Genomic DNA, 24,393 nt, shown 5'->3' with positions numbered 1-24,393 from the left:
ACGTGGCTGTTCGTGCTAATAGTGAAAAAGATCCATAGATGAACATGTTTCGAATAGGAGAAGCAGCGAAACAAACAACGCTATCCGTTTAAATATAAAACTCCATATGAGGCTTTTCCTGCTTATAATAATTCATTCTGTCCTGTAACGTGCCAGTATGAAATTCAAACTTATGACCATCAGGGTCTGTAAAATAGATCGATTTCTTATCTTTTTCATCCCTGGGACGGCCCGTTAACATATTTACGTCTAATTCCTCTAATTTGTTATATATGCTGTCAAAATCAGCTTCTTCAATGGAAAAAGCAATATGTGTATAGGATTGGCTTATTTCATTCCGGGGTATGTCCTTCTCCAAATTAAGAGCCAGCCACATGCCATTTAAATCAAAATAAGCTGTGCTTCTTCCCTTGACCAGTAATTTAGCATCAAACACATTCTGGTAAAAACGTATGGACTTTTCCAAATCAGAAACAGAAAATAAAAAATGATTTACTCCCTTTATAAACAACTTTATCACCTCAATATGATTAGTTTCATTTTTTCTAAGAACAACAATAAATAGCTGCATCAAAAGCATCTTCCGGAGTATAGATGATTTCATTTCTTATTTCGTAAGGTATATCATGGTTTTCTAACAATTCCGTAGCATTGCTGTTTGTCTTTTCTCCCCACTCGGTGTATTCGCCGGTATATTCTTTTTGACAAGCGGATAAGGCTGCCAAAAGAAAAAAATCACAAAGTATAAATACTAGAACCTTCTTCAAAATCTTTCTCTCCTTTAAATGATTTAATCAACTTCGTTTATATTCATTCTTTAACTCTACCAAAAAGTTTTCTTACGTTAAAGAGCCCACTCTATTAATGCAAAAGCACATGTTAATTTCCGATGTACGCGTATTTACGAAAAATCATTTCCGTTCCATCCTAAGGAAAAGAAAATTTTGTATATTTTAAAAAAAATTATTGTTTTTCTTCTGTATTAAGAATATAATACATTTAAATATGTGTCTTAGTGTATTAATACAGTATGACAAAAATACATCATTAGAACGAGGTGAGGGGTTATATTCAAGTAGTAGCTTGGATAGTTACTTTATTATAATTGTAATATTTATACTTAAAAAGAATTTATTGTTAGAAGTTATTGAGGAGGTTAGTTATGAATTTTATGAAACGGGCTTTTTTAGAGATTACTAGAAAAAAAGGAAAGTCTTTAATTTTACTTGCAGTTATTTTTATTTTAGGAAATTTGATTTCTGGAGCTATTGCGATTCAGCAGGCAACCGGCAATGTAGAGACCACCATTAAAGAGAGACTGGGTACTGCAGCAACGGTTGACATGGATTATAAAGCATGGGAGTCCATGTCTGAGGAAGAACTGGAAACCTTGGAGATGGAAGAGCTGGGCGTTGATCTGATTAAGCAGATTGGCGAGCTTCCTTATGTGAAATACTATGATTACAGCATGACCACCTGGATGGGGTCAGAGAGTATAGAACCTTATCAAGAAGAACTGGAAGAGGATGTTATGTATGGGGATGAAGATAATATCCCTTTTAGCCTGAAAGGGATCAATTACGCTCCAGTTATTGATTTTGAAGAAGGAAAAGGGGAGTTAGCAGACGGACGGGTGTTTACAGAGGAAGAGATTGAGAATGGCACGTCCGTGGCAATCATTTCTCAAAAACTGGCAGAGCAAAATAATTTAGAGGTAGGAGATACATTTACATTATTAAGTGCTGTGTATGATTACTCGGAAGAGACGGGTGAAGAGACCGTATTGGATTCCAGAGATATTGTTTTAGAAGTGATTGGATTATTCGATCCGCAATCTGGAAAGGAAGAGACAGAGAGTAAAGAGGAAGATAGCGATATGTTCCTGATGGAGGATATCGACTATCAGAATACCGTATATGTTCCTAATGCCATTATATCTGCCGAAGAACAGTATTACTGGGAGGTATATGCTGAAGACGATCCGGAAATTGCTGAAATGCTGGAAGAAGAGTCGATGGAATACTATACGCCAATCTATTACTTAAATAATCCAGAGGACATAGAGCCATTTGAAGAAGAGGTGGCGCCGTTATTGCCGGAGCTTTATACGGTAATTAGCGCAAGTGACCAATATGATGATATTTCAGGACCGATGGAATCCATGTCCACGCTGTCAAAATATGTTTTATTAGTGGCTGTGATTGCGACCGTACTCATTACTGGATTAGTCGTTTTACTATTTTTGCGGGACCGCAAGCGTGAATTAGGGATTTACTTATCCTTAGGTGAGAAGCGGGGTAAGGTTGTCGGACAGATTTTAATTGAAGTAATCGTCGTTGCCTTTGTTGGTATTACATTATCATTATTTACTGGAAATCTCTTAGCAGGGCAAGTATCAGATACGATGATGAAAGCAGATGATACGCAAGAAGAAAGCTATGAAGGTGTTATTTATTATGAAGGGATAGAAACCAATTTGACGGCAGAAGATGTGATAGATTCATATGAGGTCAGTCTTAATTCCAGCTATGTGCTCGGTTTTTATGGAATCGGTCTGTTAACAATTTTGATTTCAACGATTATCCCGCTGATTTATATTGTCCGGTTGAATCCAAAGAAAATACTGATGTGATGGTGAGGTGAGAAGATGATATTAGAAGCAAAGGATTTAAATTATTATTATCAGGACGGCGAACAGCGCCGTTATATTTTAAAGGATACATCTATCTCTTTTGAGAAGGGAAAGTTTTATACGATTTTAGGGCAGTCCGGCTCAGGAAAGACAACCTTGTTATCCTTGCTCAGTGCGTTGGATTCACCGCATAGCGGAGAAGTGTTATTTAACGAGGAGAATATTAAGAAAATTGGATATGAAAAATACCGTCGTAATAATGTGGGGATTATTTTTCAAAGCTATAATTTAATTCCGACTTTTACAGCTATTGAAAACGTACTGGTCCCGATGTCAATCACGGAAAATGAAATTCCGGATGATACCAAAACCGTAGCGTATAATTTGCTGGATTATATCGGGATTGTAAAAAATAAAGCAGACCGTCTGGTTAATCAGCTGTCCGGGGGAGAGCAGCAGCGTGTTGCCATTGCCCGTGCGCTGGCAACGAACGTGGAATTAATTCTTGCCGATGAACCTACTGGAAATCTTGATGAAGAGATGGAGCAGGAAATCATTGATATATTTAAAAAATTGGCACATGAGCATGGAAAATGTGTCATTGTGGTAACTCACTCCAATGAAATTGCCGAACAGTCTGATCAGGCTTTCCAATTGAGGAAGGGTGTTCTGTCTTCCTATGAGTGATTTTTTATCCAAGTTTAATAAAGATAAATATGATGATCTGGTAAATGAAAAAGAAGACAAGGAAATAAAGAGCAGTGACAATAAGAAAGAACAGAAACAGGAAGAAAAAGTACCACAGCAGAAGCACGAGGAACAGGCTTCTGCTGTGGAAAAGGAAGAGCCCGTACATAAAAAGCATGAGCCCGTCCCTGCTTCTTCCTCTCTTTCCTCCAGAAGCGGCCGCCGTCAAGATGCAGAAGAAGAAGTGGAAATTGACTTAGATTACCGGAGGAAGAAAAAACGCCGGATGTGGCTGCTTATTTCTGGAGCCGTTTTGGCTTGTATCCTGATTTTCTTCATTTATTATCTGCTTGTTCATGTGAAGGTAGAAAATTTTGAGGGTCAGCCTGTGGCAGATGTGCGGGCCTGGGCTGAGGAGAACGATGTGGAAATCGAATTAGAACAGGAATACAGCATGGAGCATGATGCGAACCATGTTATTTCACAAAGTGTTTCTGAAGGGGACAAGATTAAAAAAGGAAAAACGCTGCAATTAACCAGCAGTTTAGGTGCTGATCCAGAAGAAGTTATTCCGCTGGTTGATTTTTCAGAGATGTCCCAAGAAGAAGCACAAATCTGGATTGAAGAAAATAAAGCAGAAAACCTGCAGCTGGTCACAGAATATAGTGATGATATCGAAGCGGGGGGCTTTATTCAGTTTTCCATCAAGGATAGCAGTATTGATGAATCGGAATACAAACGGAAGGATAGTGCTGCTGTCTATTATTCAAGAGGGGATGAAGTTTTCGAAAAGAATATTACTATCCCTGATTTTACCGGAGCTGCCAAAGAAGAAGTGGAAAAATGGGCAGAGACCAATGAAATTGAGATGACCTATGAAGAGGCTGATTCGGACAGCGTCGAAGAAGGAAATATTATCAGTCAAAGTGAACCGGCGGATGAGAAAATCGCGAAAAGAGACGAGATGGAAGTGGTTGTATCAGCCGGTAAAGCAGTGGTCGTTCCGAATTTTGGAGGGGTAACTGCGGAAGAAGCAGCGATGAATTATCCAGATTTAAATGTCACCGTAAAACATGCTTTTCATGCAGACGTTGCCTATGGAACGCTGATTTCACAATCTGTTGAAGCAGATACAAAGCTGACAAATAAAGATGACAAGGATGTTACCGTAACGTACTCTCAGGGCAGACCATATTTGCATGATTTCCGAGGACAGACAGAAGGGGATTTGCCAAGACTGTTTTATGAGGAATATCAATCAAAGGGTGCGGACATCAACTATATTGTAAAGTATGTTGATTCCCCGGAAGTAAAGGGAACCGTCGTGGATATGGGGGTATTTAATGAATTTGTGCCCATGACGTATACGGTGGAGGTCCGAATTAGCAATAATGCTTCTGCACCGCCAAATCCGCCGGCATTTGATGAAGGACCGGAAGATATTTATCCGGAGCCCGGAGCAGGCGGAGCTGATGGACTGGAAGAACTTGAACCAGAGCTTGGTGCAGATGAGTCTCCGGATTCATTGGAGGAAACGGAAGAGTAATAAACACAAATAAATATGATATCGAAACAGGAGTAATTTCCAATTGTCATGGAACTACTCCTGTTTTTTGAAAGTAAAATATTCCGATATAGCATTGGAAACTTCCAGTTCTTAATTTAACTGCAGCAGCGCTTCTTCTGAAACATCCTCTTCTCTTACCTCTGTCCAGCCTTTTCCATAGCTGCCCGATGCATCAATGCGCAGAAAAGCACCTGGCCGGAGCTCTCTATCGATTACTTTTGTGATTTGCTGTTCTTTGCCATCCGCGTTATACCCTGAAAAGACATACTTGTAATTGCCGGTCCACAGCTTTTCGTAATTATCATCAGCTGTTTCTGCATAATAGGTTTCTACCGGATGCTGTAACAACCAGTCTGTTAATGGAATGATGCCGGCTGTCGTCTTTTGGATGGCAACAGCGGCGAGGGTGAAGAGAATGAGTATTCCAATCAATACTTTTACTGCTTTTTTCATATCATGACACTCCTTTTTTACGTGCTTTATTCTAATCTTTATTGTAAAGAAGGAGGCAGATTGAAAAAATCGCTTTCTCTTACAATTAGCTTACAGAATTGTAAGGTGAAAATGCTTTCTCTATTTTTGTGGTTCCATCCAATCTGTGCCATAATTAGTTAAAAACGGGGAGGGGGGATACGGATGCAAACCATTATGATTGTAGAAGATGACCCGAAGATTGCAAAGCATCTGCAGGATTATATTGAAAAATATGGCTATCGGGTGTCTTTTATCATGGATTTTGAACGGATCATGGAAGTATTTCAAGAGGAAAAGCCTGACTTAGTGCTTCTGGATATTAATTTACCAAGCTATGATGGTTTTTATTGGTGCAGGCAAATTCGCCAGCTGTCTACCTGTCCGGTCATTTTTATTTCTGCCCGCACAGGAGAGATGGACCAGGTAATGGCGCTGGAAAACGGAGGCGATGATTTTATCACAAAACCGTTCAGTGCGGAAATCGTGATGGCAAAAATACGCAGTCAGCTGCGCCGGGCATATGGAGCGTATGCTCAGGACGCAAAGGAGCGTTTCTTAGAGGTGGAAGGGTTAAAGCTTTCCCCGGAACGGCTGGAATTAACCTTCGCCGGAGAGGATACGTTTTTATCAAAAAAAGAAGCGGATATTATGGAAACCTTAATGAATCGTTATCCGCGTGTTGCCGGCAGGGAAGATTTGCTGGAGAAGCTTTGGGACGACCAGACCTATGTGGATGAAAACACATTGAACGTCAATATAACAAGAGTGCGGAAAAAGCTGCAGTCTGTCGGGATTGCAGATGGAGTGGAGACGGTTAGAGGAGTCGGCTACCGCTTAAAAAGCCTGTTGAAAGAAGAATAATGTAAATGGGGAGGATTCCTATGCAATTTAAATCCGTTGTGGAAGCAGATTTGATTTCATGCAGTAAATTATTTTTAACCGTTTTTAATGGGGAACCATGGAATGATAAATGGACGTTAGAAAAAGCCAAACAGTATCTGGCAGATTTTTACCGGACTCCTGGATTTTTTGGTGTGTCAGCGATAGAAAATGAAGAGATTATTGGATTTATTTTTGGGACACGCCGGGCTTGGTGGAATGGCGATGAGTTTTTTATCAATGAAATGTGTGTAGATACGGACAGACAAAATAAAGGAATAGGGAAGGAGCTCCTTCATCATTTGAGAGAAGTAATGGAAACGGAAGCAGTTACTGCTATTTCTCTTTTGACGGACCGGGGAATACCGGCAGAAGCATTTTATAAAAGAAATGGCTTTAAAGAAATAGAAAGGCTTGTTTTTCTCAGTCGTGAAGTTTGAAACAGATGTTTACCATGCGTGTTCAAAAAGTCATTTTCATTGGGCATTTTGAACATCCTCTTAAAGGAGGTTGAAAATGAAGTTATTTTTAAAGGAACATGCTTTATTGATTTTACTTAATATCGTGCAGTTTACGGCTATCCTGCTTATTTACTGGCTGGATGGCTACCGGAATTTACTGCCGGCATTGTACGCGATTTTTATTGGATTCTTTTTTCTTGTCTGCTATCTTTTTTATCAGTATTTCAGCCGCCGGACATTTTATCACCGTTTAAGCCATCCGATGGAAACCTTAGATGAATCCTTGCAGAAAAGCAGTCCGCATCCTGTTTCCGAAGCAATGAACGATTTGTTGCGAAGTCAGTATAAACAGTATCAGCAGCAGATCAATACCATTGAAAAGGAAAGGGAGGAGCATCTTAAGCTGATGGATCAGTGGGTGCATCAAATGAAAACACCTATCTCTGTCATTGAGCTTACCGCACAGAATCTGGATGAGCCAGACTCCTCCAGTATTCGAGAGGAAACGGAGCGGATGAAATCGGGATTAAATACAATTCTTTATATGGCAAGGCTGCGGACAATTGAGCAGGATTTTCATATCAAGCCGATACATTTGAAATCATTGGTCCATGAGGTAAACGGTGAAAACAAACGATTCTACATACGCAATAAGGTTTATCCTAAAGTGGAAGAACGAACGGAAGGGTTGACAGTACAGTCAGATGAAAAGTGGCTTTACTTTATCCTGACCCAGCTTGTTTTAAATGCTGTAAAGTACTCCGCAGACAAAAGCAATTCCATTCTTATCTCTATTTATGAAAGGGAGAAAGAAGCTGTGTTGGAAGTGAAGGATTTTGGTGTCGGGATTCCGGAAGCGGATAAGAGACGTATTTTTGATGCTTTTTATACTGGTGAGAACGGCAGGAAATTTAGAGAATCTACCGGAATGGGATTGTATTTAATCAAAGAATCCGTGGAGTATCTCCATCATCGGATTGAATTTGAGTCAAGGGTGGGAGAGGGCACCACGTTCCGGATTCTTTTTTCGGAAACGCAAAAGCGATGAATATAAAGTAAAATAGTATATAAAAGAAATGACATCTGCCGCAATGATGCTGCTGTGGCAGATGTCATGCTATGTGTTAGAATCGTAATCCATCCTCTACGCGTTCGCCAAGCTGAGGAGAAGCAAGCAAAAAATACTCTATTGCCTTTGCCTGCAAGTCTCGCCGTACTCCTGTCAGTCCAGTAACCAGATTCGAGACAAGCTGCGTTTTTCCTGTTTGCGATAAAGATTGATAGTATTCCCCTGCCTGGGTAAAATCATCCTGCTTTACAATATCCGAGCGTATGAGCTCGCCTTCCACATACCTGCCTTCTCCGCTCGTCTGTAAATTGCTTGGCTTCCAATGCTTCTGATCATTTACCGGCACATCTCGGAACCGCGGTCCGATACGATAGCGCTGCGAATCCCAATATACATTCGCCCGCCCTTGTACGATTTTATCATCGGACAATTCTGCTCCGTCCAGCAAGTTTGACGGGGAGAACGCAAGCTTTTCTACCTGCTCCATATAATCGTCTGGATTGCGATTAAGCACCATCTTTCCGACAGGGTGAAAAGGAAACATCTTTGGATCCCATACTTTCGTATCATCAAGCGGATCGAACGGAAGCTGCCCCGCATCTTTAGGATTCATCATTTGTACATACAGTCCGTATTCTACTAAGCTCCCGTCTGCAATCGTGTTGTAGAGATCTTCTCCGGAATAATCCGGATTGGCCGCTGCAATTTTATCTGCCTCGCTGCTTGTAATGAATTGTACACCCTCAAATGGAATCCACTGGTATTTAATATAATGCCGTTTTCCTTCTGCGTTTCGCCACACGTACGTACTGACGCTGTTAGCGGGGATTCGCCGAAAACTTTTAGCTGTGCCCTGGTTAGAAAAGAGACGGACGATAAAATGGGTGGACTCCGGGTGCCTGGCGACAAATTCCCAAAGCGAATTCGGATCCATCAGGTTGTTCTTAGGTGATGGGGAAAGAGCTTTGATACTTTCTGGGAAACGCATCGGATCACGCAATAAAAAGACGGGGATATCATTACAAATAAGGTCAAAAATCCCGTCGTCTGTATAGAACTTCGTTGAAAATCCACGTATGTTTCGCGAGGTATCCGGGGTGCCTTTATTGCTCGCTCCAAGTGAAAAACGAACCGCGACAGGAACGGTTTGGCCAGCATGCTGAAGAAAAGGAAGCTTTGTGTATTTACTCATGCTGTTCAGTGTTTCGAAATACCCAAATGCACCATACCCTTTCACATGTAAAGGACGTTCGATAATCTTCTCGTGAATGAAGGTTTCCAGTGTTTCATGCAAAATGTTATCCTGTTCCAATATCGGACCATCTTTACCAACCGTTTGGGAGTGCATCGGGCCGGAAGTGTTGGATGAGTTATGTTGGCGTGTCGCGTGCTTGTTATCTGCTGCTTCTGTTTTTGGAACAGGATGACGTTTTCCTTGTTGCGGATTATGATTGTTATCGCTCATTAGTTCCTCCTTGTGAAAATATAATCTACCTTAATAATGTTATGAATATTGCTTGTTTCAATATGCATTATTAGTAAAAAATAATCAGAAGATTGGGAAATCAAAAGGTAAAAAATAGATTTTGGTAATTGAAAAGACGAATTAAGATGATGCACGGAGGAAAATCTCTTTAAAACAATAGATACTTATCTTACAATGCTGTAAGGTAATTGAAAGAAATTTCGATAGTTTCTTCCTTAAGAGCAGCGATATACTATGGTTAAATGAAATGATAAGGAAGGAAGGATTTATATGTTGAAAGTAAGACAAGTCAGTAAAGTTTATGAAGGCAAAGTCTCCTACCGTGCTTTGTCAGATATTGATTTGACCGTAGAGGATAATGAATTTGTAGGAATTATGGGGCCGTCTGGAAGCGGTAAGACAACGTTGTTAAATATGATTGCTACGATTGACGAACCGACGACAGGGGAAATCTTAATTAACGGGAAGGACCCGCATCGTCTCAAAAAAGAAAAGCTTGCTCAATTCCGCAGACGGGAATTAGGGTTTGTCTTTCAGGATTTTAACCTGCTCCACACACTGACCGTGGAAGAGAATATGGTGCTGCCGTTAACTCTTGATGGCAAAAAGGTAAGTGAAATGAAGAAAAAGGCAAAGGAAATTGCTGCGAAGCTGGGGATAACGGAAATCATGAATAAACGAACCTATGAAATTTCCGGCGGGCAGGCGCAGAGGGCAGCTGTTGCCCGGGCAATGATTCATACGCCAAAGCTGCTCTTGGCAGATGAACCGACGGGAAACCTGGATTCCAAGTCCTCTAAAGATGTGATGGAATTGCTGGAATCCATTAATGAAAAGGAAAAGACAACAATGCTTTTGGTTACGCATGATCCGCAGGCTGCGAGTTATTGTAATCGTGTGGTATTTATCCGGGACGGAAAGTTTTATTCCGAAATTCACCGCGGCGATAACCGGCAGGCGTTTTTCCAAAAGATTATCGACACACTCTCATTAATGGGAGGGGATTCCAATGACTTTTCGTCAGTTCGCGTTTAATAATGTCGTCCGGAATAAACGGCTTTATGCTGCGTATTTTCTAACCAGCCTTTTTACCGTGATGGTTTTCTTTACCTTTTCTATTTTTGCTTCTCATCCGCAGCTGACAGGAAATAATATGGATTCCTATGTCAGCTTTGGAATGAATGTTGCCGCAGGGATTATCTATGTATTTTCTTTTTTCTTTGTGCTTTACTCGATGAGTTCTTTCCTGCAATCAAGGAAAAGAGAATTCGGCTTATTGATGATTCAAGGAATGAGCATGAAACAAATCCGCTCGATGGTTTTCCTGGAAAATATGTTTATCGGTTTGCTGGCTACGATTGGCGGTATTGGATTAGGACTGGTTTTTTCTAAAGGTATCTTATTGATTGCTGAAAATGTACTCATTATTGATAATGAACTGCCATTTTATTTTCCAACACAGCCTATTTTGATTACCTTTGGCTGCTTTATGGTGCTATTTTTCCTGATTTCTTTATTTGTATCATATATTTTACGAAGCCGGAAATTGATTGATTTAATCAAGGGCGATAAAAAGTCAAAAGGGGAGCCGAAAGCAAACTTATTTTTAACCATTCTGGCAGTGCTTTTGCTCGGAACAGGATATGTGGTTGCTGTAACAGTCGATGGATTAAAGGTGATTGCCGCACTGGTTCCAGTTGTTATTGTCGTGATTATTGGCACCTATCTTCTGTTCACCCAATTAAGTGTATTTATCATCCGGCGGTTAAAAAAGAAAGAGAATGTATTCTGGTATAAAACAAATATGATTCTTTTATCCGATCTATCGTTTAGGATGAAGGACAATGCAAGATCATTTTTCTTAGTAGCGATTATTTCAACCGTCGCTTTTAGTGCGATTGGATCGCTGTATGGGTTTCAATCGTATATCACTGCAGGAATCAAGCAGATGAACCAAACTACGATTTCTTATCAGGACTATGATACAGGAAATGAGGAAGCGAATGTTTCGTATATTGATGAAACGCTGCGGGAAGCAAATGTTGACGTGGATAAAGAGCAGGTAACGCTCCATTATTATGAGCTGCCTGATGAATCGCAGGTTATGGTTACAAAGGAGTCAGATTATAACCGAATTGCGGAATTAAGTGATAATGAAACGGTTCAGATAGAAGACGGTGCTCCGGCTTTGATGGAACCTGAAGTTATTTTTTTTAATATCGGCGGGGATAATTCGAATAAAGAGGAAGCGGAAATATTAAAGGATGCGGAGCTGGAGCTGGGAAACACTGTTTTAGAGCCAGTACAGCTGGTAGAATCTAGTATACTGCCTGCTACCCAAAAATATTATGTTGTTTCCGATCATGATTTCGAGAGCCTGCCTGAGCCTGCTATGGAGGAAAACTACTATGCTTGGCAGGAGACAGAGGATAAAGAAATTCCTTTAGGCGTAGCAGAAAAATTAGATGATGCGTTATCTACAGAGGGAATCCGGATTGGTGAGTATGAAGAATATGTTATCAATAAAATGTATGGACCCATCCTGTTCGTCGGCTTATTTATCGGAATCGTCTTTTTCGTATCGGCTGGAAGCTTTCTCTATTTCCGACTCTACTCTGATTTAGATGAAGATAAAAAGAAATTCCAGGCAATCACGAAAATGGGATTAACGGAAAAAGAATTAAAGAAAGTATTGAACAGACAAACCGCGCTTCTTTTCTTTGCACCGATTGCTGTTGCGCTGGTTCATGGAGCTGTCGCATTAACGGCGCTTTCTAATATGTTCTTCTACAGTCTGGTAAAGGAATCGGCAATGGTACTCGGGATGTTTTTAGCTATTCAAATCGTGTATTTCTTTATTGTTCGTTTCTACTATATCCGGCAGGTGAAGCAGGCATTGCGATAATGACATGTTTCAAAATAAAAGACTGCATACAACAGGAAGCTTGGGCGTTTCTGCTGTATGCAGTTTTTTTACACACTTTCATGTTTAGACGGATATGATACGGAGGTATTCCAGAAATCATTTATTATTTCTGCAAGCTCTTTCGGATTATCTGTGTTAGCTTCATGTCCGGCTTTCCTGATTATTTTTAAGCTTGCACCATTTATCAGGCTGCTTAGCTGTTCCGCAGCTTTTTTATTGGGCTTATCTTTTTCCCCGCACAGAATAAGCGTTGGACATGATATATCTGCTAATTCCCTGCTGAAATCTAATTGCTTCATGGATGTAATTAATTGAATCACATCCTTTTTAGGCAGCCCCATTTTTTGAAAAACCGGGCTGGGGAGCATCCGAAAAACGACATTTTGAAGTGAGAGAAGAAAGCGGGGCATTTTATACTGTGCATTTATTAAAATAAGAGATTGGACCTTCTCCGGGCGATCGATTGCATAATTTAAAGAAAGGATGGCCCCTAAGGAAAGACCGCACAGGTGAACCGGGCCCTTAAGACGTTCACAATAATCGTAAAAACGCTGGTATAGATGATGATAATCGACTTTCCCTTCTTCAAGAGATAGAAATAGGTCAGGAGAAGCTATTTGGTGAGAGCCTGTTTCTATATAATCAATAATTCTTTGCCAGCTGGCAGCATTTTGACCAAGACCATGGACGAATATACAGTTCATGTTTTTATCACCCTTCTAATGATTTTGATTATTAGTATACAGCATATTGAATCAAGTCAGGGTTACATTGTAAAATAAGTTATGTTTACTAGAAAAAAGAGATGGATTAGAAGGGGGATTTATATGCATATTGCTGTGTATTGCGGGGCAAGTCTTGGTACAGATCCAGCCTATCAGAAAGCGGCTAAGCGGGTTGGAAAGTGGATTGCTGAAAAGAAGCACACGTTGGTTTACGGCGGCGGAAAAGCTGGTTTAATGGGTGTCGTTGCGGATGAGGTATTGGCGAACAAAGGAGAAGCGATTGGAGTTATTCCTGACTTCTTAGTGGAAAGAGAGCTAAGTCATCCAAAGTTAACGACATTAGAAATTGTTGATTCAATGACTGTACGAAAGAATAAAATGATATCATTGGGTGATTGCTACATAGCCCTTCCAGGCGGGCCGGGAACGCTGGAAGAAATAGCTGAAGTGATATCCTGGTCAAGAGTGGGGCAGAATAATAACCCGTGCATTCTCTTTAACCAGAATGGGTATTATGACAGTTTAGCAAGGGTTTACGATGAAATGGTGGAAAACGGCTTTTTATCCATGCAGGACAGAGAACGCATTTTATTCTCTGATTCTCTGGAAGAAATTGAAGCGTTTATTTCCAGTTACGTACCGCCTGAAATACGACAATATACGTAAAATGTATCGTGCGATTAATTAGACGTGTTAGAAAAAAACATAGAAAAGCTGTCATTACAGCATTTCTATGTTTTTAATGTATAAAATAGCGGCTTTATGTTACGTGGGAAAGTCTATCGACGAATGTTAAGATGAAAAAGAATGTTTTTGTTCGTGTTTTATTGACAAATAGGAGGTGCATTAGTAATATAATGATGTGAACTTAATAGAAATGCGTATAATTTCGGGGATATGGCCCAGAGTTTCTACCAGACTGCCGTAAATGGTCTGACTACGCAGCGGAAATAATTTTATTTTAGATTATTATCTGCTGTTCCTATGGAAACTCTTAATTTGATTAAGAGTTTTTTTAATAAGCACTGTTTACAAAACATGATCGTGCTGAATACATAGCATTTTTGGAACTTTTCTATCTAAGGGATGAATATAAATTCCGATAAAAAATGGAGGAAAAAAGTTCATGAGTAAATTTTTTGAGTTTGAAAAACTGGGTACGAATTTTCGAACAGAGTTTATCGCGGGTTTAACGACCTTTTTAGCAATGGCTTATATTTTATTTGTTAATCCGAGTATTTTAGGAGAAGCGGGAATGGACCATGAAGCAGTGTTTGCTGCAACAGCAATCGCGGCTGCATTTGGTTCCATTGTTATGGGAGTTCTCGCTAAATATCCAGTAGCACTTGCGCCTGGGATGGGACTGAACGCATTTTTTACGTATACCGTCGTAATTGGCTTTGGTGTCCCTTGGGAAACAGCACTTGCAGGTGTGTTAGCTTCAGGAATTATATTTATTGGTTTAACCTTAACCGGAATTCGTGAAATTATTATTAATGCTATCCCGCCAAGTTTAAAACAGGCGGTAGGAGCTGGGATTGGCTTGTTTATTGCATTTATCGGCTTAAAGAATGCAGAAATTGTTCAGGCTGATCCGTCAACCATTATTGCACTCGGTGATTTATCCTCGCCGACGGTATTATTAGCTATCTTTGGGATTGCTGTTTCAGTTATTTTAATTACGGTTGGTGTTAAAGCAGGTATTTTTTACGGGATGATTATCAGCTCGATTGTTGGGATGATTTTTGGATTGATTCCCGTGCCTTCTGGTCTCAGCGGAATCGTCAGCAGTGCGCCAAGCCTAGCGCCGACATTTGGACAGGCATTCATTCATTTTGATCAGATTTTTACCATGCAAATGCTGATTGTTATTTTAACGTTTTTGTTTGTTAATTTCTTTGATACGGCAGGGACGCTTGTTGCCGTTGCAACAAAAGCAGGATTGATGAAGGACAATAAGCTGCCAAGAGCAGGGAAAGCACTTTTTGCAGATGCGTCTGCAAGTGTTGTTGGGGCTGCTGTCGGTACATCTACAACTACTTCTTTTGTAGAGTCTACATCCGGCGTAAGCGTAGGCGGACGTTCCGGTTTTACAGCGGTTGTCACAGGCTTGTTCTTCCTGTTAGCTTTATTTTTCTCTCCATTATTAAGTGTGGTAACGAATGAAGTGACTGCTCCGGCATTAATTATTGTCGGTGTGTTAATGGCAAGCAGCTTGAAGGATATCCCTTGGGATAAATTTGAGATTGCTGTACCGGCTTTCTTTACTGTACTGATGATGCCGGTGACGGCCAGCATCGCATCGGGGATTGCGATTGGATTCATATTCTATCCGATCACCATGCTTGTTAAAGGACGGGCGAAAGAAATTCATCCGATTATGTATGTCTTGTTTGTTATTTTTGCATTGTATTTTATCTTTTTGACGTAAAAATAAAACTGAAATATATAGGGAGAGTGCGTTATGATAGCACTCTCCCTTTGTTGTATACTGGAAATTAATCCATTGAGAAAAATAGTATTCAATAGATTCACAGAATACACTTCGCATGTATAGAATACACCAAATGCAAATCATATAAAATATACAAGGAGGTAATGTACAAATGAAACCAATCATTGGGTTAACCGCATCGATGGAAATAGACGGCATGGAATATAAAATGAACCTGCGAAATGTAAGAGCTATCGAAAAAGCCGGCGGTATCCCTGTTATTCTGCCGTATTACAGCGATTATCAGGAGATTGCAGCATTGCTTGATAAATTAGACGGACTCTATCTTCCTGGGGGCTATGATATTGATCCTTCTTTATTTCAAGAGGAGCCGAATCCTGCACTGGGTACGATCATTCCTGAAAGAGACCGCTTGGAAAGGAAGATTATCCCTTATTTTTTAGAGAAGGATAAGCCGGTATTGGGCGTTTGCAGAGGATGCCAAATTTTAAATGTTGTTACTGGCGGAAGCATGTATCAGGATTTAGATTCGCAATATCCAAAACAGTTGATACAGCATACTCAAAAAGCAGGTTTTCATCACCGGTCGCATGCTGTCAAGATAACTCCAGCTTCTTTATTGGAAAAGCTGGTGCAGGCATCGGAAATCAAGGTGAACAGCTATCATCATCAGGCAAACCGCTCTCTGGGGAAGGATTTTATGATTTCGGCTGTGGCAGGAGATGGTGTGATGGAAGCCTTTGAAAGTAAAATACATCGCTTTGTTTTAGGGGTGCAGTGGCATCCAGAAGGCATGATTCATCTTGAGAATGACCCGTCTCTGTCAATTTATAAGGGGTTTATTGAAGCGTGTAAAGAAAGGTAGGTTGATGGATTACATGCAAAAAGAGACCATCTAACCTATTCGTTATCAAGTCTCTTCATCCATGCTATTTCGATTCATTTTCGGCTAAAGCTTTTATCACGTTAGAGGATTCTTTTGCAAAATCAACGGAAGCGTCATAATAATCCTTCCCTTGATCTAAAAGAGAGAAGTCACCAATTTCGATAACTAATTTTGTGTGGTTGCCCGCAGGTTCTAATAAATAACGGTAAGCAACCTCTCCTGGTTCGGGCTTGAATTTCCAGCCAGTTCCGTGTAAATCGATGATAAGCTCTCTTTCTTTTTCTGCTTTTATAATCGTAGTAATAGACTGTTCTCCATTTGGCAGGTCCCAGACTACTTTGCTGCCTTCCGTCATTGGTTCAGAAGGATAGTCCTCTGGCAGCTCATCCCATTGTGCTACATATTTCGGAAGTGTTAATACTTCCCAAACCTTCTCTAAGGATGCATGAATGGTTATTTCTTCGGTGATAATAAGTTGTTTTTCCACTGAAATTCCTCCAAATAAGTTTGTTCAGGATGATGCTTGCCAATTTTTAGCGATAAATTCATCCCTGCCTGATTTAGCGCGGTCTTCTTCATATTCTTTTTTACTTTTTTTATAAAAATCCTGATGGTAATCTTCTGCAGGATAAAAGGGTGCTGCTGCTTTGATTTCTGTTACAATCGGCTTGGCAAACCTGCCGCTCTCAGCAAGCTGCTGCTTTGATTTTTCAGCCAATTCTTTTTGGACTTCATTATGATAAAAGATAGCTGTTCGATATTGCTCGCCTCTATCCTGAAATTGCCCGTCCGGATCAGTCGGGTCGATTTGCGGCCAGTATAGATCGAGGATTGTTTGATAATCGATGAAGGAATCATCATACGTAATCTCTACCGCTTCATAATGTCCCGTATTTCCCTGCTTGACTTGCTCATAAGAAGGGTTATCGATATGTCCCCCTGTGTAACCGGATATCACTTGGTGTACGCCGTCCCATTGGTCGAAGGGCTTCACCATACACCAGAAGCAGCCTCCGCCAAACGTTGCTTTTTGTATTGTCATGTTAACTTCCTCCTTGAGGCTTTTCAAAAGTCACGATAATTTGTAGAATGGAATTAATATAACATAATTTAAGTATTTTTAGAAATAAGGTGACATCATGGAAGAACCATTTGTACATAGGATTCTTACTAGTAAACAGAAAGAGATAATAAATATTATGTATTTATCTAAATTAGGATTTGCCAAAGAGAATCCGGAAAAAAAGAAAGCTATCTTTGATAAAAGTATTTTTGCTTTTCCAGTGAAGCATTATAATGAACCGGGTATAAAGAAATTATTTACAGAACGTGCAGGCGAGAAGAAAGAAAATTTCTCTGTGCTGGAAATGGATGAGCATACTGTTTTTATTGGCGATATTTATCAGTTAGGGGAAGCAACGATTCAAGTATCTCAGCCTGGCATCGTATCGCAGAAGGAAATGGAAAACGGCTTAAAAACAGGATGGTATTTTCGCGTGCTGGAAGCAGGTAAAATCCAGCCGAAGAAAGATTTACAACTGATAGAACGTCCCAATCCCCAGTGGTCAATTGCAGCTTGTAATGAGGTCATGTATTTAGACCGTGAAAATTTATGGAGTGCGGATAAACTATTTCATTGTACAGATTTAGGAATTATTTGGAGGAAGACATTGCGAAAGAGATTGAGAGGATTCTAGGAAGATAGATTTCTAATGAAAATTTGAATCTTTAAGCCTTGTTAAATCGTAAGGCAGATAAAGGGAGGAAAATATTCATGAAAAAATATCTGGTTTTTGCAGGGATTTTCTGTGTTTCTTTTTTAGTACTTCAAGTTGCTGCAGGGATGATATGGACGCTGCTTTATACTCCTGATATCAGTGCGGCCTGGCAGCAGGCAGGTGCTTTATCTTCGGAGACGGCACTTATAAAAGCAAGTGCTGCTTCCCCATTCATTATTGCTGTAACATCATTGGCAGTTACTTTTGGTCTTACAAGATTAGTGCGTAAAAGAATAGCTATGTAATGAAAAAAAGGAGGGAAATCTCCTTTTTTTCATGCTTATTGAGAAGGGGAAATCAAAATACTTCAGATTATCTGTCTTTTACGCCCGTAATCTATTAAGGCTTCATAAGGATCTCCAGTTAACCCAAGCATAGCGCAAAATGCCTGCTCCGTTTTAAGCCCTTCTTCTTTTAACGCAAAAATCTTACTTTTCCACAATGGATGTTCATCCAGCAGGTATTTTTCAATAATCATATGCAGATAAGCATACTGCTCTGCGACAGGCTGGGGTTGACCAAATAGTTCAAATTCAAATTCCTGATAAGTGAAATTTGCTTTTACGATGGGTTTTCCCCGGATTGTTTTATTCTTTAACCGGAACCCTGAGTAAGAGCCATAATAATTATGTATAATCTTTGCAAAGTCCTGCAGGTGGTGCACTTCCATAATCATATCTAAATCAGAGCTTGCTGTGTCGATTCCCAGCGGTATAGTTCCGCATAATATTGGAGAGTATGATTTTAAATCTTTCATTATATTTAATTGATGAATCACGTTATACGCTCTTTTCTGTTTTTCGTTTCCGAATTCCAGATACGCTATATTTTTTAACAAAATAACACACTTCCCTTGTATGGAGATTGTGGGATAAGCTACTTCCAAATATACAAAAAGAAACTTTTGAAAGAAAGGATGAACTTGGTCTACGTATTTATAAAATATCATAATATGAGTAAGAACTTTTATCACGGAGAAGCGCTCATAAAATTCCCGTTGACCAAAGTTTTATTTTATCAAAAATCTGTAGCGTAATGATTTATAATTATGGTAAATTAAAGTAACCCTGTTTCACTTAAAATCAATGTGTTTTATTTTAGGAAATAAAGGGAAATATTCACAAGGTCTGTAATTTATTTGAATGTATTTTCTTCTGTTTGTAAGGATATTCTACCACAGTGTAACTGGCTGTAATTCACAAAGAGATGACGACCAGAAAGCTGTGATCGTAATCTTTGTTCCTTATTTAGGGAGGGATATACTCAACCTTCACTGAATAAATTTTCACTTAATATGAGGTAAAGAGGGGGAATCAATATGTTAGAGAATGCGCTTATTATGGTGGCCATTATATTTATAGTGAATGTGCTATACGTATCAATTATGACGGTTCGTATGATTTTAACACTAAAGGGAAGAACCTATATTGCCGCATTTGTGAGTATATTTGAAATGGTTATGTATGTTGTTGGGCTGATGCTCGTATTAGATAATCTCAACCAATTTCAAAATGTGATTGCTTATGCAGTAGGTTTCGCAACAGGGTTAATCATTGGTTCCAAAATTGAAGAAAAGCTTGCCCTCGGCTACATTACCGTAAATGTCGTCTCTGCTAATCCAGATTTAAATTTCACACAGCGTCTTCGTGAAAAGGGATATGGCGTAACAAGCTGGTCCTCCTATGGAATGGATGGAGACAGACTTTCCGTTCAAATTTTAACACCGAGAAAGTATGAATTGAGATTATATGAAACCATTCACGAAATTGATCCGAAAGCATTTATTATTTCTTATGAACCAAAACGAATTCACGGCGGATTCTGGGTAAAGCAGGTTCGTAAAGGAAAATTAATGCGTAAAGAGAATAATAATAAAAATAAAGAACAGACACAAAATGAAAGCCAGTCAAAAGAACAATCTTCAAAAACCGAACATTAATTTCATGTAAAGCTAAAATTGTTCGACATTATCTTGCATTTTTCATTTTTTTTTGGTATGCTAAAGCCAACAATTGAAAAATGCCTCATATATACTTGAGAATATGGCTCAAAAGTTTCTACCCGGCACCGTAAATGACCGGACTATGAGGGAGGATGAGCCGTTGTTTAAAAAACAGCGGATGTTGAATGATGCTTATAATAAGGGTGTTCAAAAGTCCAGTTAACTACGCTTTGAACAACTTTTAACCTAAGTCTATTCATCTTCCCTTATGGAAGGTGAATGGACTTTTTTAATGGTTTATATTTTATTGATGCAGTAAGGTTTTTAAGAGCATATTTTAGTTTGTTTTTCAGAAGTTTTAGGGAGTTTGAGATGTAAAAGCATAGCTAGCGGAAGAAATTCACGGAGACTCCTGCGGGAAAGCGTAGTGTATTTCTGCAGCGGGAAATTATAACTCAATATTTCATTATTTCAACCAAAATCCGAACATTATCTTAAAAACTATCTTTTAAAATCCGTAAAAACAATAAAAATTAAGAAAGAGGGATTTGATGGCTCAAGTTGGTGTCATTATGGGAAGTATATCCGATTGGGAAACCATGCAGCATACCTGCAAAGAACTTGAAACGCTAAATATCAGCTATGAAAAAGAAGTTATTTCCGCCCACCGTACGCCAGATGATATGTTTACCTACGCTCAAGGCGCGCGGGAAAAAGGGCTGAAGGTTATTATTGCCGGTGCAGGCGGGGCAGCACATCTGCCAGGAATGGTTGCTTCACAGACAACGCTGCCGGTTATTGGCGTCCCTGTTGAAAGCAAAGCCCTGCAAGGAGTCGATTCACTCTTATCGATTGTTCAAATGCCCGGCGGCGTCCCGACTGCAACAGTTGCCATTGGCAAAGCGGGGGCAAAAAACGCCGCTATTTTAGCAACGCAGATTATCAGTACGTTTGATAAAGAGGCAGAAAAGGCATTAGAAGCATACCGTACAGGAATGAAAGACGCTGTTCAGGAAATGAGGGATCAGCTTGCAACCTATTAAACAAATCTTGCCACCTCAGACAATTGGAATTATTGGCGGCGGTCAGCTTGGCAGAATGATGGCGATTGCTGCCAGATACATGGGGTACCGCATTGTTGTTTTAGACCCGACACCGAACTGCCCGACTGCGCAGGTTGCCGATGAGCAGATTGTAGCAGACTATGCAGAAATTACAGCTGTAAAAGAATTGATTGAAAAAACCGATGTGATTACATATGAATTTGAAAATGTCGATTTAGATGCTGCAGAGCTTATCCAGAACGCAGGAAAGCTTCCGCAGGGTGCGTTGGCATTAGAGGTTACACAGAACCGGGAAAAAGAGAAGCTGCTGATGGATGAGTTAGAGCTTTCCGTGCCGGTATTTCGCATCGTGAAAACAGAGGAAGCTTGTAAAGAAGCGCTATCCATTATTCCGCTTCCGGCAGTCATTAAAACCTGCCGGGGAGGGTATGATGGAAAAGGACAGCTGAAACTCACAACAGAAGAAGATAAAAAGGAAGCATTAGCGTTTTTCCAAGAGCATGGCTATTGTATAATAGAGCGATGGGTTCCTTTTGATAAGGAAATTTCGGTTGTCTTTACAAGGTCGCAGCAAGGATATATCACCTTCTTCCCTATCGCTGAGAACGAACACCGTGACCATATTCTGTACAAAACAACGGTGCCGGCAGAGATAGAGGCGGTTCTTGAAGAAAAAGCGTATGCGATGACAGCGAAAATTGCGGAACGCATGGAGATTGTCGGGACTTTTGCGATTGAGATGTTTGTCGGCGAGGGTACGATTTATATGAATGAAATGGCACCAAGACCGCATAATTCCGGACATTATACAATCGAAGGATGTAATGTATCGCAATTTACGCAGCATATCCGGGCAATTTGCGGACTGCCGCTTATTCCAGTCAGCTTGCATCAGCCGACCGCGATGATCAATATCTTAGGAGAATCCCTTCCGGAAGCTATCGAATTTACTGCGAATCATGATTTTGGTTTTCTTCATCTGTATGGAAAAGAAGAACCGAAAGAAAAACGTAAAATGGGACACATCACATTTACAGCAGAAACAACAGAAGCTTTACGGAAACAATTAGATATTTTTGAGGAGGCAGCAAACCAATGATCGAACGTTATACAAGAGAAGAAATGGGCAATATCTGGACGGAGGAAAATAAATTCAAAGCATGGCTGGAAGTGGAAATTTTGGCTTGTGAAGCATGGAGCGAGCTTGGATTTATTCCGAAAGAGGATGTTAACAAACTACGTAAGAATGCTTCCTTTGATATCAACCGTATCTACGAAATCGAGCAGGAAACACGCCATGATGTGGTTGCATTCACCCGCGCTGTATCGGAAACATTAGGCGAGGAAAGAAAATGGGTCCATTATGGTTTGACTTCAACCGATGTGGTGGATACAGCTCTTTCTTATATATTGAAACAGGCAAATGACATTTTAAGAAATGGATTGAATCGCTTTGTCCGTATTTTAGAAGAAAAAGCGAAAGAACATAAACATACGGTGATGATGGGGCGGACCCATGGTGTGCATGCAGAGCCGACGACCTTTGGCTTGAAAATGGCCTTATGGTATGAAGAAATGAAGCGTAATGTCGAGCGTTTTGAGCTTGCTGCAAGTAATGTAGAGTTTGGAAAGATGTCTGGAGCGGTTGGGACCTATGCCAATATTGATCCGTTTGTAGAGCAATATGTCTGCGAAAAGCTGGGAACATCGCCGGCACCGGTATCCACACAAACCTTACAGCGTGACCGTCATGCAGCTTATTTATCTACACTGGCATTAATTGCTACATCGATTGAAAAGTTTGCAACGGAGATCCGCGGCCTGCAAAAAACAGAAACAAGAGAAGTAGAGGAACGCTTTGCAAAAGGCCAAAAAGGGTCTTCTGCGATGCCGCATAAACGTAACCCGATTGGCTCTGAAAATATGACAGGGATGGCACGCGTTATCCGCGGTTATATGGTTACGTCTTATGAAAATGTGGCTTTGTGGCATGAACGTGATATCTCGCACTCCTCTGCAGAGCGTGTCATTTTGCCGGATGCGACGATTGCACTCGACTATATGCTGCACCGCTTCGGAAATATTGTAGAGAATTTAACAGTATTCCCTGAAAATATGAAGCGCAACATTGACCGTACTCACGGGGTTATTTTCTCACAACGTGTATTGTTAACGCTGATCGATAAAGGATTGGCGCGTGAGGAAGCTTATGATATCGTACAGCCAAAAGCAATGGAAGCCTGGGAAACAGCGACTTCCTTTAAGGAATTGGTAGAGCAGGATGAGCGGATTACAAGTAAATTAACCCAGGAAGAAATCGATGGCTGCTTTGACTATACCTACCATTTAAAGAACGTCGATCAAATCTTTACAAAAATTGGACTTGCCTAGGAGGAATTCCCATATGGAACTCGAGCTTTTGTATGAAGGAAAAGCAAAGAAGGTTTATCAATCAGACACGGATGAAAATCACTTGATTCTCTCGTATAAGAATGATGCAACAGCTTTTAATGGAGAGAAGAAAGCTCAGTTTACCGGGAAGGGGAGACTCAACAATGAGATCTCTTCCCTCCTGTTCCAAGCATTAGATAACAAAGGAATTCCGTCGCATTTTATCGAGCGGCTGGATTCCACTACCCAAATAGTTCAGAAAACAGATATTATTCCGCTAGAAGTGGTAATTCGGAATATTGCGACAGGAAGTATTACCAAGCGTCTCGGCATCGAGGAGAAAACGCCTTTTGAGCCTGCGCTGGCAGAACTGTTTTATAAGGATGATCGTTTAGGAGACCCGTTGATTAATGATGAGCATGCGCTTTATCTAACAGATATTACAGCGGAAGAATTAGCTGGTATCAAAGAGAAGGCAAGAAAAGTGAACACGGCTTTAACAGAAATTTTTGCTGCTATCGGTGTCCGTCTGGTCGATTTTAAATTGGAATTCGGCAGAAACAAGGAAGGTAATATTCTGCTCTCTGATGAGGTGTCCCCGGATACGTGCAGATTATGGGATATCGAAACCAATGAAAAATTAGATAAAGATGTTTTTCGTCAAGGAACAGGAGATTTGATTACTGTATATGAAGAAATATTAAATCGTTTGGAGGCGCAGCTATGAGAAAAGTACAGGTATATATTACATTAAAACAAGGTGTGTTAGACCCGCAGGGAAAGGCAATTCAAACATCGCTTCATTCTTTGGATTATCCAGAGGTGGAAGATGTTCGTGTCGGAAAATATATTGAACTTCAAGTAGAGGATGGGCCAGGATTAGAGGGAAGAGTAACGCAGATGTGTGAGCAATTATTGGCGAATCCGGTTATTGAAGATTATCGGATTGAGCTAGAGGAGGCACGATAATT

Annotated in this window: 27 protein-coding genes and 2 riboswitches; of the genes, 19 read left to right on the top strand and 8 right to left on the bottom strand. The window is 40.2% G+C overall.

Annotated elements, in window-relative coordinates; genetic code table 11:
- Positions 1 to 88: 88 nt before the first annotated feature.
- Together fosM and ACZSMY_RS08720 are read right to left on the bottom strand one after the other, a co-directional pair.
- Positions 89 to 511 (bottom strand): FosM family fosfomycin resistance protein, encoded by a 423-nt coding sequence (gene fosM / locus ACZSMY_RS08725; protein WP_042536117.1) that lies wholly within the window; start codon positions 509 to 511, stop codon positions 89 to 91.
- A gap of 34 nt (positions 512 to 545) precedes the next feature.
- Positions 546 to 767, bottom strand: a complete 222-nt coding sequence (locus tag ACZSMY_RS08720) for a hypothetical protein (RefSeq protein WP_193063889.1) — start codon at positions 765 to 767, stop codon at positions 546 to 548.
- 395 nt (positions 768 to 1,162) lie between these two features.
- On the opposite strand from ACZSMY_RS08720, the gene ACZSMY_RS08715 reads away from it, so the two are divergent.
- The 3 genes from ACZSMY_RS08715 to ACZSMY_RS08705 are packed head-to-tail and all read left to right on the top strand — an operon-like array spanning position 1,163 to position 4,865.
- Positions 1,163 to 2,632, top strand: a complete 1,470-nt coding sequence (locus ACZSMY_RS08715; protein WP_193063888.1) for an ABC transporter permease — start codon at positions 1,163 to 1,165, stop codon at positions 2,630 to 2,632.
- A gap of 15 nt (positions 2,633 to 2,647) precedes the next feature.
- Positions 2,648 to 3,319 carry an ABC transporter ATP-binding protein gene (locus tag ACZSMY_RS08710; RefSeq protein ID WP_193063887.1) on the top strand — a complete coding sequence of 224 codons (672 nt, stop codon included), beginning with the start codon at positions 2,648 to 2,650 and terminating at the stop codon, positions 3,317 to 3,319.
- The gene (locus tag ACZSMY_RS08705; RefSeq protein WP_465147668.1) at positions 3,312 to 4,865 is read left to right on the top strand and encodes a PASTA domain-containing protein; all 1,554 of its coding nucleotides are present in this window, start codon (positions 3,312 to 3,314) and stop codon (positions 4,863 to 4,865) included. The genes ACZSMY_RS08710 and ACZSMY_RS08705 overlap by 8 nt, the downstream gene beginning before the upstream one ends.
- Before the next feature lie 111 nt (positions 4,866 to 4,976).
- On the opposite strand, the gene ACZSMY_RS08700 is transcribed toward ACZSMY_RS08705, so the two are convergent.
- A complete protein-coding gene (locus ACZSMY_RS08700) occupies positions 4,977 to 5,339 on the bottom strand; it encodes a YxeA family protein (protein WP_212928268.1) in 363 nt (120 codons plus the stop codon).
- A gap of 183 nt (positions 5,340 to 5,522) precedes the next feature.
- Between ACZSMY_RS08700 and ACZSMY_RS08695 the strand changes: the two genes are divergently transcribed.
- The 3 genes from ACZSMY_RS08695 to ACZSMY_RS08685 all read left to right on the top strand — a co-directional run bounded on the left by ACZSMY_RS08695 (position 5,523) and on the right by ACZSMY_RS08685 (position 7,748).
- Positions 5,523 to 6,221, top strand: coding sequence for a response regulator transcription factor (locus ACZSMY_RS08695; RefSeq protein ID WP_042532982.1), 699 nt, complete (start codon positions 5,523 to 5,525; stop codon positions 6,219 to 6,221).
- A 20-nt stretch (positions 6,222 to 6,241) separates the two neighbouring features.
- Positions 6,242 to 6,679: a GNAT family N-acetyltransferase gene (locus ACZSMY_RS08690; protein ID WP_256705986.1), complete on the top strand. Its 438-nt coding sequence runs from the start codon at positions 6,242 to 6,244 to the stop codon at positions 6,677 to 6,679.
- Between the two features lie 76 nt (positions 6,680 to 6,755).
- Positions 6,756 to 7,748: a sensor histidine kinase gene (locus tag ACZSMY_RS08685; protein WP_042532987.1), complete on the top strand. Its 993-nt coding sequence runs from the start codon at positions 6,756 to 6,758 to the stop codon at positions 7,746 to 7,748.
- Between the two features lie 76 nt (positions 7,749 to 7,824).
- On the opposite strand, the gene ACZSMY_RS08680 is transcribed toward ACZSMY_RS08685, so the two are convergent.
- A complete protein-coding gene (locus ACZSMY_RS08680; protein ID WP_465147667.1) occupies positions 7,825 to 9,234 on the bottom strand; it encodes a catalase in 1,410 nt (469 codons plus the stop codon).
- 291 nt (positions 9,235 to 9,525) lie between these two features.
- On the opposite strand from ACZSMY_RS08680, the gene ACZSMY_RS08675 reads away from it, so the two are divergent.
- Together ACZSMY_RS08675 and ACZSMY_RS08670 are read left to right on the top strand one after the other, a co-directional pair.
- Positions 9,526 to 10,290 (top strand): ABC transporter ATP-binding protein, encoded by a 765-nt coding sequence (locus ACZSMY_RS08675; RefSeq protein ID WP_042532989.1) that lies wholly within the window; start codon positions 9,526 to 9,528, stop codon positions 10,288 to 10,290.
- Positions 10,265 to 12,160: an ABC transporter permease gene (locus tag ACZSMY_RS08670; protein ID WP_465147666.1), complete on the top strand. Its 1,896-nt coding sequence runs from the start codon at positions 10,265 to 10,267 to the stop codon at positions 12,158 to 12,160. The genes ACZSMY_RS08675 and ACZSMY_RS08670 overlap by 26 nt, the downstream gene beginning before the upstream one ends.
- Before the next feature lie 68 nt (positions 12,161 to 12,228).
- Here the strand turns inward: ACZSMY_RS08670 and ACZSMY_RS08665 are convergent, their stop codons facing one another.
- Positions 12,229 to 12,885 carry an alpha/beta fold hydrolase gene (locus ACZSMY_RS08665; protein ID WP_465147665.1) on the bottom strand — a complete coding sequence of 219 codons (657 nt, stop codon included), beginning with the start codon at positions 12,883 to 12,885 and terminating at the stop codon, positions 12,229 to 12,231.
- Between the two features lie 123 nt (positions 12,886 to 13,008).
- On the opposite strand from ACZSMY_RS08665, the gene ACZSMY_RS08660 reads away from it, so the two are divergent.
- From ACZSMY_RS08660 to ACZSMY_RS08650, 3 genes are all read left to right on the top strand, one after another.
- Positions 13,009 to 13,572: an LOG family protein gene (locus ACZSMY_RS08660; protein WP_042532995.1), complete on the top strand. Its 564-nt coding sequence runs from the start codon at positions 13,009 to 13,011 to the stop codon at positions 13,570 to 13,572.
- 193 nt (positions 13,573 to 13,765) lie between these two features.
- A riboswitch (purine riboswitch) is annotated at positions 13,766 to 13,866 on the top strand.
- Positions 13,867 to 14,032: 166 nt separating this feature from the next.
- Positions 14,033 to 15,337 (top strand): NCS2 family permease, encoded by a 1,305-nt coding sequence (locus tag ACZSMY_RS08655; RefSeq protein WP_042532997.1) that lies wholly within the window; start codon positions 14,033 to 14,035, stop codon positions 15,335 to 15,337.
- 175 nt (positions 15,338 to 15,512) lie between these two features.
- A complete protein-coding gene (locus ACZSMY_RS08650; RefSeq protein WP_332094167.1) occupies positions 15,513 to 16,226 on the top strand; it encodes a gamma-glutamyl-gamma-aminobutyrate hydrolase family protein in 714 nt (237 codons plus the stop codon).
- 64 nt (positions 16,227 to 16,290) lie between these two features.
- On the opposite strand, the gene ACZSMY_RS08645 is transcribed toward ACZSMY_RS08650, so the two are convergent.
- Together ACZSMY_RS08645 and msrA are read right to left on the bottom strand one after the other, a co-directional pair.
- Positions 16,291 to 16,734, bottom strand: a complete 444-nt coding sequence (locus tag ACZSMY_RS08645; RefSeq protein WP_465147664.1) for an SRPBCC family protein — start codon at positions 16,732 to 16,734, stop codon at positions 16,291 to 16,293.
- A 24-nt stretch (positions 16,735 to 16,758) separates the two neighbouring features.
- On the bottom strand, positions 16,759 to 17,289 hold the full coding sequence (gene msrA, locus ACZSMY_RS08640; protein WP_042533002.1) for a peptide-methionine (S)-S-oxide reductase MsrA: 531 nt from the start codon (positions 17,287 to 17,289) through the stop codon (positions 16,759 to 16,761).
- 97 nt (positions 17,290 to 17,386) lie between these two features.
- Here msrA and ACZSMY_RS08635 point away from each other — a divergent pair, with 97 nt between their 5' ends.
- Both ACZSMY_RS08635 and ACZSMY_RS08630 read left to right on the top strand, forming a co-directional pair.
- Entirely contained in the window at positions 17,387 to 17,944 is a 558-nt protein-coding gene (locus ACZSMY_RS08635; protein ID WP_193063882.1) for an MOSC domain-containing protein, read from the top strand.
- Between the two features lie 77 nt (positions 17,945 to 18,021).
- Positions 18,022 to 18,270 (top strand): hypothetical protein, encoded by a 249-nt coding sequence (locus ACZSMY_RS08630; RefSeq protein WP_042533006.1) that lies wholly within the window; start codon positions 18,022 to 18,024, stop codon positions 18,268 to 18,270.
- A gap of 62 nt (positions 18,271 to 18,332) precedes the next feature.
- Here the strand turns inward: ACZSMY_RS08630 and ACZSMY_RS08625 are convergent, their stop codons facing one another.
- Complete coding sequence (locus ACZSMY_RS08625) at positions 18,333 to 18,863, bottom strand: DUF4269 domain-containing protein (RefSeq protein WP_193063881.1); 531 nt, start codon at positions 18,861 to 18,863, stop codon at positions 18,333 to 18,335.
- A 480-nt stretch (positions 18,864 to 19,343) separates the two neighbouring features.
- Here ACZSMY_RS08625 and ACZSMY_RS08620 point away from each other — a divergent pair, with 480 nt between their 5' ends.
- The 6 genes from ACZSMY_RS08620 to purS all read left to right on the top strand — a co-directional run bounded on the left by ACZSMY_RS08620 (position 19,344) and on the right by purS (position 24,391).
- Positions 19,344 to 19,964: a DUF2179 domain-containing protein gene (locus ACZSMY_RS08620; RefSeq protein WP_042533008.1), complete on the top strand. Its 621-nt coding sequence runs from the start codon at positions 19,344 to 19,346 to the stop codon at positions 19,962 to 19,964.
- A gap of 65 nt (positions 19,965 to 20,029) precedes the next feature.
- A riboswitch (purine riboswitch) is annotated at positions 20,030 to 20,130 on the top strand.
- Between the two features lie 388 nt (positions 20,131 to 20,518).
- Positions 20,519 to 21,010, top strand: a complete 492-nt coding sequence (gene purE, locus ACZSMY_RS08615; RefSeq protein ID WP_193063880.1) for a 5-(carboxyamino)imidazole ribonucleotide mutase — start codon at positions 20,519 to 20,521, stop codon at positions 21,008 to 21,010.
- Positions 20,997 to 22,130, top strand: coding sequence for a 5-(carboxyamino)imidazole ribonucleotide synthase (gene purK, locus ACZSMY_RS08610; protein ID WP_465147663.1), 1,134 nt, complete (start codon positions 20,997 to 20,999; stop codon positions 22,128 to 22,130). Before purE ends, purK begins: the two co-directional genes overlap by 14 nt.
- The gene (gene purB / locus ACZSMY_RS08605; RefSeq protein ID WP_042533014.1) at positions 22,127 to 23,422 is read left to right on the top strand and encodes an adenylosuccinate lyase; all 1,296 of its coding nucleotides are present in this window, start codon (positions 22,127 to 22,129) and stop codon (positions 23,420 to 23,422) included. The genes purK and purB overlap by 4 nt, the downstream gene beginning before the upstream one ends.
- Positions 23,423 to 23,435: 13 nt before the next feature.
- Positions 23,436 to 24,149: a phosphoribosylaminoimidazolesuccinocarboxamide synthase gene (purC, locus tag ACZSMY_RS08600; protein WP_368901409.1), complete on the top strand. Its 714-nt coding sequence runs from the start codon at positions 23,436 to 23,438 to the stop codon at positions 24,147 to 24,149.
- Positions 24,146 to 24,391 carry a phosphoribosylformylglycinamidine synthase subunit PurS gene (gene purS / locus ACZSMY_RS08595; RefSeq protein WP_042533017.1) on the top strand — a complete coding sequence of 82 codons (246 nt, stop codon included), beginning with the start codon at positions 24,146 to 24,148 and terminating at the stop codon, positions 24,389 to 24,391. Before purC ends, purS begins: the two co-directional genes overlap by 4 nt.
- Positions 24,392 to 24,393: the final 2 nt, after the last annotated feature.

It is taken from the genome of Oceanobacillus sp. B139/18, from assembly GCF_055524595.1.
Note: the sequence above shows the minus strand (reverse complement) of the source record. Positions and strands in the feature narration are given on the sequence as shown.

Excerpts from the sequence above, each read along its gene's own strand:
- ACZSMY_RS08660 (WP_042532995.1), top strand. The coding sequence starts at position 13,009 with ATGCATATTGCTGTGTATTGCGGGGCAAGTCTTGGTACAGATCCAGCC.
- ACZSMY_RS08700 (WP_212928268.1), bottom strand. The coding sequence starts at position 5,339 with ATGAAAAAAGCAGTAAAAGTATTGATTGGAATACTCATTCTCTTCACC.
- ACZSMY_RS08705 (WP_465147668.1), top strand. The coding sequence starts at position 3,312 with ATGAGTGATTTTTTATCCAAGTTTAATAAAGATAAATATGATGATCTG.
- ACZSMY_RS08620 (WP_042533008.1), top strand. The coding sequence starts at position 19,344 with ATGTTAGAGAATGCGCTTATTATGGTGGCCATTATATTTATAGTGAAT.
- ACZSMY_RS08715 (WP_193063888.1), top strand. The coding sequence starts at position 1,163 with ATGAATTTTATGAAACGGGCTTTTTTAGAGATTACTAGAAAAAAAGGA.
- ACZSMY_RS08685 (WP_042532987.1), top strand. The coding sequence starts at position 6,756 with ATGAAGTTATTTTTAAAGGAACATGCTTTATTGATTTTACTTAATATC.
- ACZSMY_RS08635 (WP_193063882.1), top strand. The coding sequence starts at position 17,387 with ATGGAAGAACCATTTGTACATAGGATTCTTACTAGTAAACAGAAAGAG.
- ACZSMY_RS08630 (WP_042533006.1), top strand. The coding sequence starts at position 18,022 with ATGAAAAAATATCTGGTTTTTGCAGGGATTTTCTGTGTTTCTTTTTTA.
- ACZSMY_RS08675 (WP_042532989.1), top strand. The coding sequence starts at position 9,526 with ATGTTGAAAGTAAGACAAGTCAGTAAAGTTTATGAAGGCAAAGTCTCC.
- ACZSMY_RS08680 (WP_465147667.1), bottom strand. The coding sequence starts at position 9,234 with ATGAGCGATAACAATCATAATCCGCAACAAGGAAAACGTCATCCTGTT.
- ACZSMY_RS08695 (WP_042532982.1), top strand. The coding sequence starts at position 5,523 with ATGCAAACCATTATGATTGTAGAAGATGACCCGAAGATTGCAAAGCAT.
- ACZSMY_RS08650 (WP_332094167.1), top strand. The coding sequence starts at position 15,513 with ATGAAACCAATCATTGGGTTAACCGCATCGATGGAAATAGACGGCATG.
- ACZSMY_RS08665 (WP_465147665.1), bottom strand. The coding sequence starts at position 12,885 with ATGAACTGTATATTCGTCCATGGTCTTGGTCAAAATGCTGCCAGCTGG.
- ACZSMY_RS08670 (WP_465147666.1), top strand. The coding sequence starts at position 10,265 with ATGACTTTTCGTCAGTTCGCGTTTAATAATGTCGTCCGGAATAAACGG.
- ACZSMY_RS08690 (WP_256705986.1), top strand. The coding sequence starts at position 6,242 with ATGCAATTTAAATCCGTTGTGGAAGCAGATTTGATTTCATGCAGTAAA.
- purB (WP_042533014.1), top strand. The coding sequence starts at position 22,127 with ATGATCGAACGTTATACAAGAGAAGAAATGGGCAATATCTGGACGGAG.
- purE (WP_193063880.1), top strand. The coding sequence starts at position 20,519 with ATGGCTCAAGTTGGTGTCATTATGGGAAGTATATCCGATTGGGAAACC.
- ACZSMY_RS08655 (WP_042532997.1), top strand. The coding sequence starts at position 14,033 with ATGAGTAAATTTTTTGAGTTTGAAAAACTGGGTACGAATTTTCGAACA.
- purC (WP_368901409.1), top strand. The coding sequence starts at position 23,436 with ATGGAACTCGAGCTTTTGTATGAAGGAAAAGCAAAGAAGGTTTATCAA.
- ACZSMY_RS08710 (WP_193063887.1), top strand. The coding sequence starts at position 2,648 with ATGATATTAGAAGCAAAGGATTTAAATTATTATTATCAGGACGGCGAA.
- purS (WP_042533017.1), top strand. The coding sequence starts at position 24,146 with ATGAGAAAAGTACAGGTATATATTACATTAAAACAAGGTGTGTTAGAC.
- msrA (WP_042533002.1), bottom strand. The coding sequence starts at position 17,289 with ATGACAATACAAAAAGCAACGTTTGGCGGAGGCTGCTTCTGGTGTATG.